This is a genomic window from Anabaena sp. UHCC 0399 (assembly GCF_034931465.1).
GTDB lineage: Bacteria > Cyanobacteriota > Cyanobacteriia > Cyanobacteriales > Nostocaceae > Trichormus > Trichormus minutissimus.
In genome coordinates this window covers 143609-159911 of sequence record NZ_JAYGGZ010000009.1, presented here as the reverse complement: position 1 = coordinate 159911, position 16303 = coordinate 143609, and the positions used below count along the sequence as shown (strand labels likewise).

General features: G+C 40.0%; 13 protein-coding genes. 3 read left to right on the top strand and 10 right to left on the bottom strand.

Features of this window, described 5'->3' with window-relative positions; genetic code table 11:
• Positions 1 to 1931: choice-of-anchor I family protein (locus tag VB693_RS07530; RefSeq protein WP_323265706.1), on the bottom strand; the 1931-nt coding region annotated here is incomplete at its 3' end.
• A gap of 487 nt (positions 1932 to 2418) precedes the next feature.
• On the opposite strand from VB693_RS07530, the gene VB693_RS07525 reads away from it, so the two are divergent.
• The 3 genes from VB693_RS07525 (at position 2419) to VB693_RS07515 (ending at position 6903) form a co-directional block, all read left to right on the top strand.
• A complete protein-coding gene (locus tag VB693_RS07525) occupies positions 2419 to 2592 on the top strand; it encodes a hypothetical protein (protein ID WP_190707573.1) in 174 nt (57 codons plus the stop codon).
• A gap of 99 nt (positions 2593 to 2691) precedes the next feature.
• Positions 2692 to 3675, top strand: coding sequence for a ribonuclease Z (locus VB693_RS07520; RefSeq protein WP_323265705.1), 984 nt, complete (start codon positions 2692 to 2694; stop codon positions 3673 to 3675).
• A 1056-nt stretch (positions 3676 to 4731) separates the two neighbouring features.
• Complete coding sequence (locus tag VB693_RS07515) at positions 4732 to 6903, top strand: exopolysaccharide transport family protein (RefSeq protein WP_323265704.1); 2172 nt, start codon at positions 4732 to 4734, stop codon at positions 6901 to 6903.
• A 60-nt stretch (positions 6904 to 6963) separates the two neighbouring features.
• Here VB693_RS07515 and VB693_RS07510 read toward each other — a convergent pair whose 3' ends face one another.
• The 9 genes from VB693_RS07510 to VB693_RS07470 all read right to left on the bottom strand — a co-directional run bounded on the left by VB693_RS07510 (position 6964) and on the right by VB693_RS07470 (position 16259).
• The gene (locus tag VB693_RS07510; RefSeq protein ID WP_323265703.1) at positions 6964 to 7989 is read right to left on the bottom strand and encodes a 2-hydroxyacid dehydrogenase; all 1026 of its coding nucleotides are present in this window, start codon (positions 7987 to 7989) and stop codon (positions 6964 to 6966) included.
• A gap of 144 nt (positions 7990 to 8133) precedes the next feature.
• Entirely contained in the window at positions 8134 to 9684 is a 1551-nt protein-coding gene (locus VB693_RS07505; protein WP_323265702.1) for a hypothetical protein, read from the bottom strand.
• A gap of 66 nt (positions 9685 to 9750) precedes the next feature.
• Positions 9751 to 10533 (bottom strand): GNAT family N-acetyltransferase, encoded by a 783-nt coding sequence (locus VB693_RS07500; RefSeq protein ID WP_323265701.1) that lies wholly within the window; start codon positions 10531 to 10533, stop codon positions 9751 to 9753.
• Between the two features lie 438 nt (positions 10534 to 10971).
• Entirely contained in the window at positions 10972 to 11892 is a 921-nt protein-coding gene (locus VB693_RS07495) for an NAD(+) kinase (protein ID WP_190707556.1), read from the bottom strand.
• Between the two features lie 6 nt (positions 11893 to 11898).
• Positions 11899 to 12204 carry an NADH-quinone oxidoreductase subunit NuoK gene (nuoK, locus tag VB693_RS07490; protein ID WP_006199065.1) on the bottom strand — a complete coding sequence of 102 codons (306 nt, stop codon included), beginning with the start codon at positions 12202 to 12204 and terminating at the stop codon, positions 11899 to 11901.
• A gap of 37 nt (positions 12205 to 12241) precedes the next feature.
• Positions 12242 to 12847, bottom strand: a complete 606-nt coding sequence (locus VB693_RS07485; protein ID WP_190707553.1) for an NADH-quinone oxidoreductase subunit J — start codon at positions 12845 to 12847, stop codon at positions 12242 to 12244.
• Positions 12848 to 12935: 88 nt separating this feature from the next.
• Entirely contained in the window at positions 12936 to 13520 is a 585-nt protein-coding gene (ndhI, locus tag VB693_RS07480; RefSeq protein WP_190707550.1) for an NAD(P)H-quinone oxidoreductase subunit I, read from the bottom strand.
• 64 nt (positions 13521 to 13584) lie between these two features.
• Positions 13585 to 14703, bottom strand: a complete 1119-nt coding sequence (nuoH, locus tag VB693_RS07475) for an NADH-quinone oxidoreductase subunit NuoH (RefSeq protein WP_190707547.1) — start codon at positions 14701 to 14703, stop codon at positions 13585 to 13587.
• A 419-nt stretch (positions 14704 to 15122) separates the two neighbouring features.
• Positions 15123 to 16259 carry a citrate synthase gene (locus VB693_RS07470; protein ID WP_323265700.1) on the bottom strand — a complete coding sequence of 379 codons (1137 nt, stop codon included), beginning with the start codon at positions 16257 to 16259 and terminating at the stop codon, positions 15123 to 15125.
• Positions 16260 to 16303 lie beyond the last annotated feature (44 nt).

The window sequence follows — 16303 nt, the reverse complement described above, 5'->3', positions numbered from 1 at the left end:
CCCTGGTCATCCCAAATTGAGAAGGAGCGAGTACCATAGGCAAATAGTTGATCATAGTCACCATCCCCATCGGTATCTCCATCAATTGTGGAAACTGTTAGTCGTCCTAAGTTAGCATCTTGCTTGAGTAACGTACCATTAGGAAATATCGTAGGATCGAGATTTAAGTCTTTTACTCGTGCGTCTTCATCACGAGCATCACCTTCATTAGCTGTAATGTAGTAAGTGCGACCATTGGCAGCAAAAGAGGCGATCGCATCGGGCATAAACAACCCAAATACTGGCCAATTCAGAATATTAATACCACCATCGCTATCACTAGCATCTAATTCATTTCCTGGCTGGTTATGATTAATTGCACCTAAACCGAAAATATTTTCACCCGTTGCAGTGGCAATATCTACAATTGCTATAGCGTTGTTTTCTTGCAATGTTACCCAGGCTTTAGTTCCATCCTGAGAAAAGGTAATGTATTCTGGTTCTACATCTTGGGCAACTGTTTTACCAGGGAATATGCGTACACCTTGACTTCTAAGTGTGGCTTCTTGTCCATTAAAGCTAGTAAAAGTAGCTGTTGTCACCGTTGCATTAGCCACAGTTTGAGAGATATCAATGATGCTGATAGAACCCTCTGGATCAACACCATCATCGGGTTCTCCTTCATTGGCGGTGAGGACTTTTGTACCGTCAGGGCTAAATGTCACCATGTCAGGTAAAGCCCCAACTGTGACTTCTTTTAAAAAGTTGCCAGCAGTATCAAAGAAAACTACTTTGCCGGGGTCAGTTGTAATTGTAGCTTCGAGTGCGATCGCTATAAGGCCATTTTTTACGGCTACGCTGTTGGCTTGACTACCATAAGCAGTTAAGTCAATTGCATTAACTTCTGTAGGATTGGTGGGGTCACTAAAATTCAAAATGCGAATAAATGCCGAACCATCAACCACAAATAACCGCTTGGTGATTGGATCATAGTCGGTAATCTCTGCCCCTTGACCAGTAAAGCTACCAATTTTTCTTAGCAATCCGAAATCGTTATCGCTGATACCGACTCTAACTGTGCCAACATTAGTTCCGTTGATTTGGTGGGCGATCGTGCTGAAATGTCCACCCTCGACAGTTGTATCATCTACTGCTGTTACTGTGACAGTTTGAGCTATATTCCAGTTGCTAGGGGTGAAGGTGAGGGTAGTTACACTGGTAATTGTCTGAGAGTCGGGGTTGATGTTGATGGTGATATCTTGAGATGGCTGACTATTGAGAACTACAGTATAGGAATCTGTCGCACCACCTTCAGTGACATTAGTGCTATCACCAGAGTTGACAAGGTTAACTATGGGTATTGCTGTAGCGATCGTAAAGCTTGTAGTATCAGGAACTGTTGTGCTGTAGTCATTAGTAGTATCGACTGTCCAATTGCTGGAGTTGTTAACCAGGGTTTTGTAGTTGGCAAAACTCGATTCTCCAGTACGTAGTCCGTTATATATGCCATAATCCGTACTATTAGTGAGGACAATTGAGTCAACCCCATTAGTTAGTCCCGCAGAAGTTAACGCAGCTACCCCTTCAGTTGACACAGCAGTTAGAAATACATTCGGAGTGGTGGCACTAGTACCGAGATAAGCATAAATAGTCTCACTACTTACACTAAGACCAATGTTAGTACCAGTAGCCACGCTGAATGTACCAACGGAGGCGGCACGGGTGGCAGCATCAATTTTACTAAAGCGAATTACAGTACCAGCAGTAATTGTATTAGCTCCAGTATTCCATTCAAATGAACTCTCACCAGTGCCAAAACTAGTACCATTATATGAATTATCGCTAAAGTAAATGATGGTACTAGGGACTATATCTACAAATGTGACAATCGACCAGCCATCTTCATCACCATTGAAGGATATAAAAGCAATATCACCTGTTGCTAAAGCCATAAGAACTTAACCTCTTTAATATGTTTTAGATTGCAGTAAAGTTAACTAAGAGAAATGAAGCGATCGCTTGTGTATCACTTGTTAACCTAGTCAGAATCACTAGCTTATCGAATGCTCTCGTATCAAAACTTGTAGATTATTTATCCAATTCCACTTAGTTATAATCTTTATTTTTGAGCAACGGCAAGTAAATTTTTATAATTAATCTTTTAAGTAATTTCTCGTAGGCTACTAATGTTTTGCGCTCACAGAAGTTAAGACTCGATTGAGTCTAGTTTTTTACTAGCGATCGCGTGATGTATTACACCCTTCCAGAGACAAAGATGCGATCGCATTGCTTTAAAATTTCTAATTGCTAAATTTCAGAATGTTTTTCGGCAATTTTTAGTGGTGCTTTCTGCCCATATCAGAAATATAACTTGTAAGTAAATATAACTCGTCAGTTCTCTGAATCCTGGAACAGTGCAATGCCATAGGAGGAAAAACCATGACTTACAGGAAATGGCTTCTGCACAAACTTTTAATCAGTTGTGTTTTGAGTCTATTTAGTGTCACTCAAGCTGCATCAGCAGGCTATCAGCCACCTGATGATCAAAAACCTCCCAAAGATTCTTCTGACTCATCAGGAGTGAGACTATTGAAAGTAGAGAGTAGGGAGTAGGACGATAAAGGAATAAACGCCTGTTGTAAATTTGCTGAATAACCTGCCACTATATAAAACAGAGGTTTAAATTCAGCAAAAAAAAGGCTAGAAAACGCTGTGCAGATCACATTTTTGGGGACAAGTTCGGGTGTACCTACAAGATCACGTAATGTTTCTAGTGTTGCCCTCAGATTACCGCAAAGGGCAGAACTGTGGTTATTTGACTGTGGTGAAGGTACTCAGCACCAACTGCTGCGGAGTGAACTAAAAAGTAGCCAACTATCCCGAATTTTTGTCACGCATATGCACGGCGACCACATTTTTGGTTTGATGGGACTTTTGGCTAGTTGCGGTTTGGCTGGTAATGTGGAAAAAGTTGATATTTATGGCCCATCTGGATTAAGTGACTATATCCAAGCCGCTTCACGTTACTCCCATACACATTTTTCCTACCCAATTAAAGTCCATGCAGTTCGTCCAGGTGTAGTCTATGAAGATGAAGAATTTACTGTTAGTTGCGGTCTTTTGCATCACCGCATTACAGCTTTTGGCTATCGTGTAGCTGAAAAAGACCGCACCGGACGCTTTGATGTAGACAAAGCTGAAGCCTTGCAAATTCCTCCTGGTAGGATTTATGGTCAACTCAAACGCGGTGAAACTGTCACTCTAGCTGATGGACGAATCATCAAGGGGACGGATTTATGCGGCCCCACAGAATTGGGGCGTAAGTTTGCCTATTGTACAGATACAATTTATTGTGATGGTGCAGTGGAATTGGCTCAGGATGCTGATGTGTTAATCCATGAGGCTACTTTTGCTCATCAGGATGCAGAGATGGCTTTTCAAAGGTTGCACTCAACCACTACAATGGCCGCACAAACAGCATTAGCGGCGGGAGCGCATAAACTGATTATGACTCATTTTAGCCCCCGCTACGCTCCTGGCAATGTTTTAGATTTAAGAGATTTACTAAGAGAAGCCCGTGCTATTTTTCCTCGTACAGATATGGCTTATGATTTCATGACTTATGATATCCCCAGACGGCGGGAAATTATCTTAAATAGCAGCAAAAACTTGTCACCTCAAAGTAAAGATACCTAATGGATTGCTGATACTGAGAATAGTGCAAGATATCAGTAGCAAAAATCAAAGAAATACACTCCTTCCCTCTCAATACGTTTCGGTTAACGTTATGGGTGGGTAGAGATGTTGCACCACAACGTCTCTACAGGCGTTATTATTTTGGCAAATTATCTTTCTTATCCAAACCGTGTTAACGCGAGTTCGACGAGTTTTAAAAACCCCTCTCCAAACCTCTCCCCTGCAAGGAGAGAGGCTTTAAAACCTTTATTTTTCGTTGATATTTCCAGATATTTAAGCCCCTCTCCGCGTCGGAGAGGGGTTGGGGAGAGATCATCGAACTCACGTCATATTACCTTCGCTCTTTTCTATCACCTATCACCTGTGTTTCTTGAAAAGATACCATTTCTGCAAATACCACTATTTGCAAAACACAACCGGAAAGTAACTAGTGATTTTATCTTAGCTTCAATTTTAATATGCAAAATTATTTCTAAATACGTTACTATTCCATTGATTTTATGCCAGAAATTACCCAATAAATAGAACCGCATTATACATTTATTTTCAGCTATCTTCTATTTGTCTTTGAATAATATATACAAAGTATATTTATTCACTACATACGTCTTTAATAACGAGATATATATTCGGAAGTAACTATTTTTTCAATCACTCAAATAGTCCGAAACAACTATTATTCAAGGGCTTTTGAAGTTCTCTTTGATTTCCGATTAATTTCTTTTTGTGATTTTCATAACAATAATGATAATTTCTGTTGTCACATTTTATCTTTAGCTTGTGACTTAATACTAATCATATTACTAGTTTTAGGTTGTACTAGAATCATTGATAACTACAAGTATTACTATAAATATTTAATTTAGATATATTAAAAAATACTTGGGGGTATTAAATAAGGATACAGTAAAAAATTCTAGAGATAGTTGACATAATTCAGAAAAGAAGATTATTTTAGGCTCTATGTCTCCATATTAATTTCTATTTATCTATTACTTTTGGAGAAATTCTTATTATTTTATAGATACATTGTTACATTACTTGAGGAATTTACTAGTGTCTAGAATCAGTCTAAATCAAGGGGAATTTGTAACCAACTCGTCACAAAACCAAGTAAGATTTAGACATATATCTAAAATCTTACTACGTCGGCGATTTATAGTATTGGGAGTTTCTTGTATTGTCATGTCAGTCACTAGCCTGCTGGCTATGATGACAAAACCGACTTACAAGAGTTATATGCAAATCTTAGTAAGTTCCAATGTATATGAAGGTATTAATTTAAATAATATTCCTCAGAGTACAGATACTAAATCAACTGATGCAAAGCCTCCATTAGTTGATTACTATACTGCTCAGAAGAATTTAATGCTGAGTTCTAAGTTGATGGAAAGGACAGTAAATATACTACGCTCAAACTATCCAAATATTACTGTAGGAGACATCAAAAGCAAATCAACTAATGGGCAAAAGTTACATCTAGAAGTCACTCAATTAGAGAGAAAAACAGGAGTAAATAAGTTCGTTACTCCTGTTTTTGAAGTTTCCTTCCAACATAATGATCCAGTTAAAGCACGCAAAGTTTTATTAGCTTTACAGAAAGTTTACCAGGACTATAATATTGAGCAACGACAAGAACGTTTAAATAAAGGATTAGCCGTTGTTAATACTCGCCTACCACTACTACAAAAGCAGGTGAAACAGGCAGAAATTAATCTCGAAAATTTTCGGAAGAAGCACAATTTATTAGATCCTCAATCACAAAGACAAGTCCTAATCAACTCTCTGGCTGAAACTCAACAACAGCTACAAACTACTCGCACTGAGTTGCAAAATGTACGCGATCGCCAGCAAAATTTAGAGCAGAATATAGTTGTTTCAACTCAACAAGCACTGATTTCTTCTAGTTTAAACCAATCAATTCGCTACCAAACACTTTTCAGTGAGGTACAAAAAACTGAACAATTATTAGCGCAGGAACAATTACGCTATACAGATAATTCTCCCATCATTGAAAGTCTGAAACAGCAACGCCAGAATCAATTAAAACTTTTGCAACAAGAAGCAAAGCAACTAACAGCAGATACTCAAAAAGTAGCAATATTAACACAAGAGCAACTAGTAGAGGAGTTAACCCAGTTAAAAAAAATTGCCCAAGGGTTAATAAATAACGAAAAGAGTTTAGTAGCATCAGAACAGCGAATTAGTGCAGAGTTAAAAAAATATCCCAGTTTGATAGCAGAATCTCAACGTCTACTGTCAGAAGTGGCAACTCACCGCCAAGCGTTAGAGCAAATGGTGCAAACACAACAGTTTGTAGGATTACAAATTACGCAGGCGGGGTTTGATTGGCAAGTGTTAGAAGAACCTACTCTGGCAACATATAACAGTTATGACAAACTATTACTTGTTTTTGGGGGTATGGTTGTCGGGCCAGTTTTGGGCGTTGTTATGGCCTTGATTTGGGGGATACGTCATCGCGTGATTCATTCAGCACAGGATTTACAGAGAGTAAGCAACCTAAGACTACTAGGTTCCGTGCCGAAACTTGCATCCAATGCGATGGAAAAGCGGCTACCGAGTCTAGCTTGGAACTGGCGGCGTAACACAGCACCTTCTTTGGTAGAAACTGACTCTTGGCTACCTTGTCACGAAACCTTAGATATGGTGTACCAAAATACGCAGATTTTAAAGTATCCCTTTCCCTTTAATTCTCTGATGGTAACTTCTGCGCTACCAGGAGAAGGACGTACAACTTTGGCGTTAGGATTAGCTGCAAGTGCGGCTCATATGCACCAACGGGTACTACTAATTGATGCTAACCTGCGATCGCCTAAACTCCACAAAATTCTCCAACTATCCAACGATTGGGGACTATCTTTATTACTAGTTGATGAAACTAGTACCAATGTACAAGACTACATCCAACCTATTCACCCTTCCATCGATATTTTAACCGCCGGGCCTGTACCAGAAGACCCAGTAAAATTGCTCAGTTCTCAGCGCATGAAAGAACTCATCGAGTTATTTGAGCAAAGCTATGACTTAGTATTGATAGATGCTCCAGCTATTTTAGGTACAGTTGATGCCCGAATCGTCGCTTCCTTCTGCAATGGAATTATGATGGTGGGACGCATTGGTTGGGTAACTCAAACTGAAATTACTCAAGCTGTAGAAATTTTAAATCGATTAAATTTAGTTGGCATCATCGCCAATGAAGCAAGTTAGGGGACAGGGGAACAGGGGATAGGTGACAATACCTCATCCCCATACAATATATTTAACGCATTAACTCACCAAAACCTTGTCTCCTACTTCTGGTTGAGCGCGTAGCTCATTTGCACAAGTACGGCCATCTTCAACGTCTGTAATATTAGCCAAAGTGGTATCTGCTATATTACGCAATGCTTCCTCTGTAAAAAATGCTTGATGTCCAGTGATGAGTACGTTGGGAAATGTCGTCAACCTTTGAAACACATCATCCTGAATGATTTTGCCAGACAAGTCTTCAAAAAATAATTCTGATTCCTGTTCGTAGACATCTACACCGAGAGAACCTATCTTACGTGTCTTAAGTCCTTCTATTACAGCCTGTGTGTTAATCAATCCACCTCGGCTAGTATTAATTAACATTACACCAGGTTTCATTTGTGCGATCGCCTGATCGTTAATGAGGTGATGTGTTTCTGGTGTTAAGGGACAGTGCAAAGAGATAATATCGGCATTGGCAAATAATTCTGGCAATTCTACATACTTTCCACCTAATGCCGCTAATTCAGGATTTTGATACACATCATAAGCAAGTAGATGACAACCAAAGCCTTTCATAATCCGTCCTAAAATCAGCCCGATTTTACCAGTACCAATCAGCCCTACAGTGCGTCCATTTAAGTTAAATCCCAACAGTCCATCTAGGGAAAAATTACCGTCTCGGACACGGTTATAGGCACGGTGAATTTTGCGATTCAGGCTCAAAATCAATCCTACAGCGTGTTCTGCCACACCATAGGGTGAATAAGCAGGAACGCGCACTACAGTAATTCCTAACTTGGCTGCGGCTTCCAAGTCTACATGGTTAAAACCTGCACAACGAAGAGCAATTAAGCGAGTTCCTCTCAAAGCCAGAAGTTCTAAAGTATGTGCATCAACTTGGTCATGGACAAATACACAAACCGCCGAAAATTCAGCAGCTAGGATAGCAGTATCTTGGTCAAGACGTGGTTCAAAAAACACCAAATCGTGTTTCTTGGGGAAGTTTGCAGCTTCTAAAAACTGCCGATCATAGGCTTTTGTACTGAAGACTGCTACTTTCATGCAAAACCTCAAATTATATGCTGTATGTTGTCCCATACATAATAGCTTGGGGTTTAGAGTCTCAATCACGCCTATAATATCTATCAGCTATAGGTTTTACTCTACTTCTAGTTAATATCATAACTACAGCAAAAATTAATTCTTTTACTGACTATTTCCTTCATATACCCAATAAAGGTAATATCGTTCACTATCTATCCATGCTCTATCAAAATTCTTGATAGGACTAATCTTTAAATTATTGTGGGTCAACTTCAGTTCTTTATTTAAAATTAGTAAGATTCTCTTTGTAGCTACTTCACTTTTGAATAGAGAATAAATTTGCTCTAATATTTCAGCCTGTTCGACAGGGATACGACCTTGTTTAAATAAGGTGAAACTTCCCATTTTCTTAAGCTCAGGATAATAAAATTTTCGATTGAGATAACCAGACAATGCAGCCATATTTGCATCTCGACTGGCTACAATAAATTCCTGTTTTAATTGAGTTTTTTGAATATAATTAGCAGTCTCACGGCTAGCAGAGAATGGTATAAATAAATCTCTTGTAAAACCATATAATCCTCCAAATAAGTGGGCATAAAGAATTAACATAAAAGCAATATGATACCTTTTTTGCACTAAGGTAAATAATTTTTCTTTAATATGAAATTTATTGATTAAAAAGCTAGATTCTTGGTACTGACTACCTAACCATAAAGATGCTATTAGAATCAAATAAAAATGCCCAAAATGCCTAGGCCCACCAGAAAATCTCAAGTAAGTAAATGCAAGTATTATACAATTGCCAACAATATATAAAAATACTGAAAATGGTTTTTTAGCTAACTTAATTACGGTTAAAATAATGATGAATAATGCAATTCCAGCACAAATGCTTAAATCAAGCCATTTTTGCTTGGGTAAAATCAAAAAATAACTACCAAACAATCTACCCATACTTCTCAAGAAATGACGGATATCTAATTTAATTAACCATCCATCATCTAATCCTCCATGAAGATAACTATCGACTGGAGGCATAATAATATAAATAGATAATAAAAAAGAAAATATAATAATTCCAACACTTAAAAATAAGTCGTATTTTTGAGTTTGGCTAAAATATTGCTGTCGATGTTCACTATCAAAACAAAATTCGGCTAGCAAGGTTAAGGACAAAGAAAATGATACAAATAAAGCGTAAGCACTACTATTAGCTAGTAAACCCAATAAAACTGCTAAATAAATATAAGTTATCTTTCTGGATGAAAAAACAGCACAGAAAGCAAAAACAAATAACATACTAAAAGCATAATTTCTAGAAATTAATAAATATTCATAAAAAGAAAAGTAACCAAAAGTAAAAAGAAATTTTTGTAGATAATTAAAGGGACTATATAAACAAAAAATAGAAACAGAAAAAATTGCAATAGTCAAATGAAAAATTTGCATGATCAGAGGATTGTCAGCAATATTTCTCAGAAATACCAGAGAAAAATACCAAAGAACAGGATGACCTTCATAACGAATATTGGCGATTAAATCTCCAAAAGACTCACTATCTCTGACAATTAGCCAAGGATTTAGTTCATCTCTCCACATTGAATGGTTGATAATACCTATAAAACCAAGAACCGAAAAAATAATTATAATAAACCAAGGAGAATGAAAAGATAAACTCGAAATTCGATTAATTACTTTTTTGGCTAACATTGTTAATACCGTTTTTTTATACCTGCACACATGAACGGTATTAGTATACAGCAAAGTATTATGCTATTAATGCCATATTGTAAAATCTTTAATGTGAGATATCGTTAGAAAATCTATGGTTTTAAAATGCTGATCAATTGCCGGGAAGCTACATATTTTAGCCCCAATGCTCAAGTATGCTTGTACAATTTTTGGCAGTTCTACATGATATTTTTTAGCACAAATTTGTGGCATATCCAAACAATATTGTGAGTACGGATAAACCAAGATTTTTTTATGTGTCCAATTATTTTTTTGGAAATAATCATAGGCATATGCAGCTTCCCAAGGAGATTGCGTTAGTAATGAAGCGCACCCGAAGAAATATTCATTACCACTGCAAATAAGATAGTTAGCTAGTCCTCTCCAGAGTAATAATAGAGCTTGAATATTGCGATATTCTTTGGCTATACAGGCACGTCCCACTTCTACAGATGCCTGCAATACAGCATGAGGAATTGTCTGAAGATTAAATATATCAGCAGCATCAAAACCTAAATTGTAAGAAGCCATTTGATAAGTTTGCATCCTATAAGTACCAATGGTTTTACCAGTGGTTTTACAAATCAACATTAAATGATGACAAACGGCATCAAACTGATCTTGATCCATCAATGTTAAGCTAGAACTAGAAAATCCTAAGCCCAATTCTAGATTAAATACTTCAAAACGCAAGCGAAAAATAGATTCTACCTCTTCATTCGTGGATGCAATTTTGAGGATATATTTGTCTGTTTCCAGAATGGGAAAATCTTTGAGGTCAGAAGGAGGACTGAGTGGGTATTTAGTGTGTCTATAAGAAATTTCCATCTGTCTTCCAACTTAAATATGTGAAGATATCCTAACTTCTCAAAGTTACTGACCATAGGAATAGATGATTTTATTTATTAAGGTATTAAAGCAATATTCACGTGGGTTTAGAGAATAAAACGCAAAAATTTCAGGTCAGTAATGTGTTTTTATTATGAGCTTAATTCCTGCAAAAATCTGGTAATAGGATACAGAATTTTTCTAATATCAAGTTTGCATAACGACTATTACCGCTACGCGAAAGTTATGGGTAGGTGGAGAGGTTATTATTTTTGCTCTGATCTTAGAGTATAGAAAGCCCCCGGTAATACGGGGGCTAATGATGAATTTGCTTGCAGAAGCGATTTCTACGGCAGCCTACGCCTACGCTCATCAAATTTCTCAGTAATTACTTTCCTGTGTAATAGGAGTGTAGCAGGGGAGAAATTACCATTGTTATTAATTTTGGTGATTACTAGCGTAGTGAACCCTAGTACCTGCCCAGAGCAATTTTTCCCGTAGCGTCTGGTAGTAAGAATTATTCTCTCGCAAAACAATAAACTTAGCTCGACAATCAGCCATGCGTATATCAACACGATGTCCAGGCCAAATTGAAGTTGCTAAGACCCCATCCATCCACAATTTAGTTGTCAACTCATAGTCACCCAAAGGCCAGATACTCACAACAGAACCTGCGGGTAAAACTATAGGGCGACTCGAAAGACTCATGGGACAAATGGGCGTGATGGTAATCGCCTCCATACCATCGTGCATGATAGGGCCATTGGCAGAAACAGTATAACCAGTTGAACCTGTGGGAGTAGAAACAATTAGTCCATCTCCCACATATTGATCTACTACTTCACCATCAATTTCCATTTCCAGAATAGAGGTGATCATGCGATCGGCAGAAGCGGGTTTGACACAAAATTCATTCAGCCCCAGATAACGTTCAGTAACTGGTTCTAAATTTGTGCGATGCCCTTCATATACGGCTGCTTGTAACATCATCCGCCGTTGAATAGCATAGCGATCTTCAAACAGCCGATCCCAAACTTGTTCCGTATCTTGAAATTCTTCTACTGACTCGGTTAAAAAACCTAGATGACCACCTACATTTACCCCCAGAATGGGGATGCCTGCTGGTGCTAAATGTCTGGCACTAGTTAGGACTGTACCATCACCACCGAGGACAATTGCCAGATCAATTGGTTGTCCGGCTGAAGCCAAAAAGACCGGATAAGGATTATCCTTTGGCCCGCTAGGCCCCATTAAGACCTGACAATTGCGAGTTTCTAGCTGTTTAGCGCAAATTTCTGCCCAGCGTTTACTCTGGGAGTCTCGCGCTTTATAAGCAATGATTACCTGCTTGAGTTGCACACGCAATTACCACTTCAGGAGATTAAACTGCTCCATATCGACGGTATCACGGTTGCGATAAATGGCAAGCACGATCGCTAAACCTACCGCCGCTTCAGCAGCTGCCACGGTAATCACAAATACTGTGAAAACCTGACCCTTAATTAATGTTGAGTCAAGGAAGTTGGAAAATGCCATTAAATTCAAGTTAACAGCATTGAGCAATAACTCGATTGACATTAACACTCGCACCGCGTTACGGCTAGTAATTAAGCCATAAATACCAATACAGAATAAAGCGGCTGCAAGGAGCAAAAAATACTGGAGTTGCATGAGTTCTGGTATTCCTTCTGCGAAATCTGGCTTCTATTTATTCTTTGGTGTCGCTACCAGCACCTATGAGTTCTCTAGGGCGTTCTGGTAAGGTCAACACAGTTTGCGGCAATTCTGGGGTCACTTCTGGCAGATACTCACGACGTGCCAAAATAATTGCTCCTACCATCGCCATCAGCAATAACACAGAAGCCAATTCAAAAGGTAATAAAAAGTCGGTGAAGAAATGTTCACCAATGACAACAATGGAACTTTCTCCTACTACCGGAATAGTAGAGTCAGCCCAAGGGGTAGCCAATACCATTGTACTTAACAGCCCAAACAATCCTACAGCCACGATCGCAGTCAGGACTTTCCTCACTCCCGTACTGGGTAAGGGGCTAAAACTCTGCCGCTTGTTCACCAACATAATGGCAAACAAAATCAGCACGTTTACTGCTCCCACATAAATCAGCACTTGGGCGGCGGCGACAAAATCACCATTCAACAACAGGTATAGACCCGATATGCTGATAAACACACCCCCTAGCATAAAGGCAGAATAGACAATGCTGGATGCTAGCACCACACCAAGGGCTGCTCCAATCATCATCACGGCCAGTATGCCGAAGGTAACAAGTTGTACTCCTTCCGCTAGATTCACTGTTTTTGTCCTCAGTCATTAGTCATTGGTCATTAGTCATTGGTCATTAGTCTTTAGTCGTTAGCAAAGGACAAATGACTAATGACACTTAATTTTCTACTGTTTCTACTAGGTCTTCCGGACGTGCGCCAGCACGAGGAGCGTTGGCGGGTAAGTCGTGGGGGTCAAGAACACCTTTAGGTAAATAAACTAGTTCCCGGAGTGGTGTCACCATTGGGTCATCAGTAACTTTGTAGGGGAGACGACCTAAAGCCACACTATCATAGTTGAGTTCATGGCGATCGTAAGCGGCTAGCTCGTACTCTTCTGTCATTGATAGGCAGTTAGTCGGGCAATATTCCACACAGTTCCCGCAGAAAATACAAACTCCGAAATCGATACTGTAGTGTTTGAGCTTTTTCTTTTTGGTGGCTTTGTCAAATTCCCAATCCACTACAGGTAGGTTAATCGGACAAACCCGCACACACACTTCACAGGCGATACACTTATCAAATTCGTAGTGAATCCGACCACGAAACCGTTCACCAGGAATCAGTTTTTCGTAAGGATACTGCACAGTAACAGGGCGGCGACGCATATGGTCAAAGGTGACAGATAGCCCCTCACCAATATAACGACTAGCTTGTACTGCTTCTTTGGCGTAATCACCAACTTGCTTGAGGAACTTTAGCATTTTGTGTCTCTCTCTTTTTTGTTATTTGTCATTAGTCATTGGTCAAATGACTAATGACTAATGACTAACCGCCAAAGGCGAAAGGAAAAGCCAGTTTCAGAGCTGCGGTTAATAGCAGATTCACTAGTCCAACTGGTAACAAAAATTTCCATCCTAAATCTAGCAGTTGGTCAATCCGTACCCGTGGTACTGTCCAGCGTAATAGGATGGCAATAAACACGAGAAAGTAAGCTTTGATTAGGGTCATGGTGATACCCAAAGCAGCATTCACTACCTGGAGTACGGGATTGACATCACTGATTCCCAACCAACCAGCTACAACATTGAGGGGAATGGGAGAATCCCAACCACCCAAGTACAACACTGCTACCAACAAAGCAGAAAGCACTAAGTTAACGTAGGAACTGAGATAAAACAGGGCGAATTTCATCCCGGAGTATTCAGTTTGATAGCCTGCAACTAGTTCTTCTTCTGCTTCGGGCAAGTCAAAGGGTAAACGTTCGCATTCAGCCAAAGCCGCTATCCAAAATATCAGGAAACCAAGAGGCTGTCGCCAAATGTTCCAACCCAGGATACCGTAGCCTGATTGTTGGTTGACAATATCTATAGTGCTGAGGCTGTTAGACATCATTACGATCGCTAACACACTCAAAGCCAAGGGAATTTCATAACTAATTGATTGCGCTGCTGCCCGCAAGCCTCCCAAGAGGGAGTATTTGTTGTTGGAGGCATAACCAGCCATCAATAAGCCAATAGGCTGGATGCTAGATAAAGCAATCCACAAGAATATCCCTGTCCCTACATTGGTAATGATAATATTCTGTCCAAAGGGAACAATTAGATAAGACAGAAACACTGGCAGCACAACTAAGATAGGTCCGAGGGTAAATAACCAAGCGTCAGCTTGTGCCGGTACAATATCTTCTTTAAATACCAGCTTCAGACCATCAGCTACGGGAGCTAGTAACCCCAACGGCCCGATATATTCGGGGCCAATTCGCTGTTGTGCGGCGGCGGAAATCTTCCGTTCTAGCCACACACAAACAAGTACGCCCACTGTTGCCCCAATGAGCATCAGGATCATGGGTAGAGGCATCCAAATTGCTTTAGCTGCCCCCTGTGGGAGTCCTAAATCCATCAAGGATTTAATAAAAGTTCCTTGGAGGTCAATTCCTGAATTCATGTTTCTGCTCTTTAAGTCATCAAGTCATGGTGGATTACAATCATTAGTTAAACTAATACCTGTAATTACACCTGTTTATATCTTTCTTCAGATGACACCTGATTGAATATCTTTTGCCAATACCCATGCCTAGTATATCGCCCGATGGTTTTTGGCTTCTGTAGCTACACAAGAAGTTCTACTTATAGCTAGGATTGGGATTGACTATGGGGAATAGGGAATGGGGCGTAGAGCATTTTCTCTCCTCTGCGCCCTCTGCTCCATATGCGGCTGACGCCGTGAGCGTCAGCCTGCTCCCCAGTTTCTTCAAACAAGCAACAAAAAACGGCCGCTTCCATTTTGGCAACGGTTATCCACTGTCTATGAAGTTGCTATTTCCCAACACTGGGAGGCGATGTGAATGACAATGGAACTACCAACTAACGTTGTTCGAGGGGTGTGTAAGGAACTTCGTGATGACCGCTATAAACCTGGGTAGGACGGAAAATCCGGTTTTCAGCTAGTTGTTCTTTCCAGTGAGCTAACCAACCAGCCACACGAGCGATCGCAAATATTGGTGTAAACAAGTCTGTGGGAATTCCCATCTTCCTGTACACCAAACCAGAATAAAAGTCAACATTGGGATAAATCCCTTTGTGTCCTAGTTTTTCCTCCACTACCCGTTCCATTTCTTGGGCAATGTCGTAGTATTTATCTGCGCCAAACTTAGCAAACAATTGTTCTGCTAGGTCTTGCAGAATGGTAGCGCGTGGGTCTTTGACTTTGTAGACACGATGACCAAAGCCCATGAGCTTCTGTTTATTTTGCAGCCGCTCCTCGACATAAGAACGGACATTTTCCACAGAGCCAATTTCTTCCAACATCTGAATTACTTCTTCGTTAGCTCCACCATGTAGGGGGCCTCCTAACGTTCCTACAGCACTAGCAACTACCGCGTAAGGGTCAGTTAAAGTCGAAGCTGTCACCCTAGCACTAAAGGTAGAAGCATTCATTGTATGCTCAACATGGAGAATTAAGCAGACATCAAAGATTTTTGCTGCTAATTCATCCGGTTCTTTCTCATTGAGCATGTAAAGGAAATTGGCAGAATAATCTAAGTCATCGCGAGGCTTAACGGGGTCGTTACCTTTTCGCATTAATTGAAAGGCGGCCACCATTGTCGGAATTGTCGCTATCAGGCGCACTACAGAGTCCCGAATGTAGGCAGGATTATGTAAGTCCCGCAAGGAGTAAAACAAGCCTAAAGCCGCAGCAGAGGCTTGGAGTGCATCCATGGGATGACCGCTTTCGGGAAAACATTTCATCATGTCCCGAATGCGATATTTGATCCGCCTGTGGAAGCGAACTTCTTCCTCAAATGCTCGTAATTCTTCCTTTGTTGGCAATTCTCCCCAGATTAGGAGATAAGCAGTTTCCAAAAATGTACTTTTTGCTGCTAATTCCTCAATCCGAATGCCACGATACTCTAGAATTCCCTTTTGCCCATCTACATAACTGATACTCGATTGGGCGGCGGGAATGCCTTCTAAACCAGGCTTGTATTCGCACACCATCATGGCAACACCATTTGCTTAGTGAAATATCCGACACGCTAACTTAC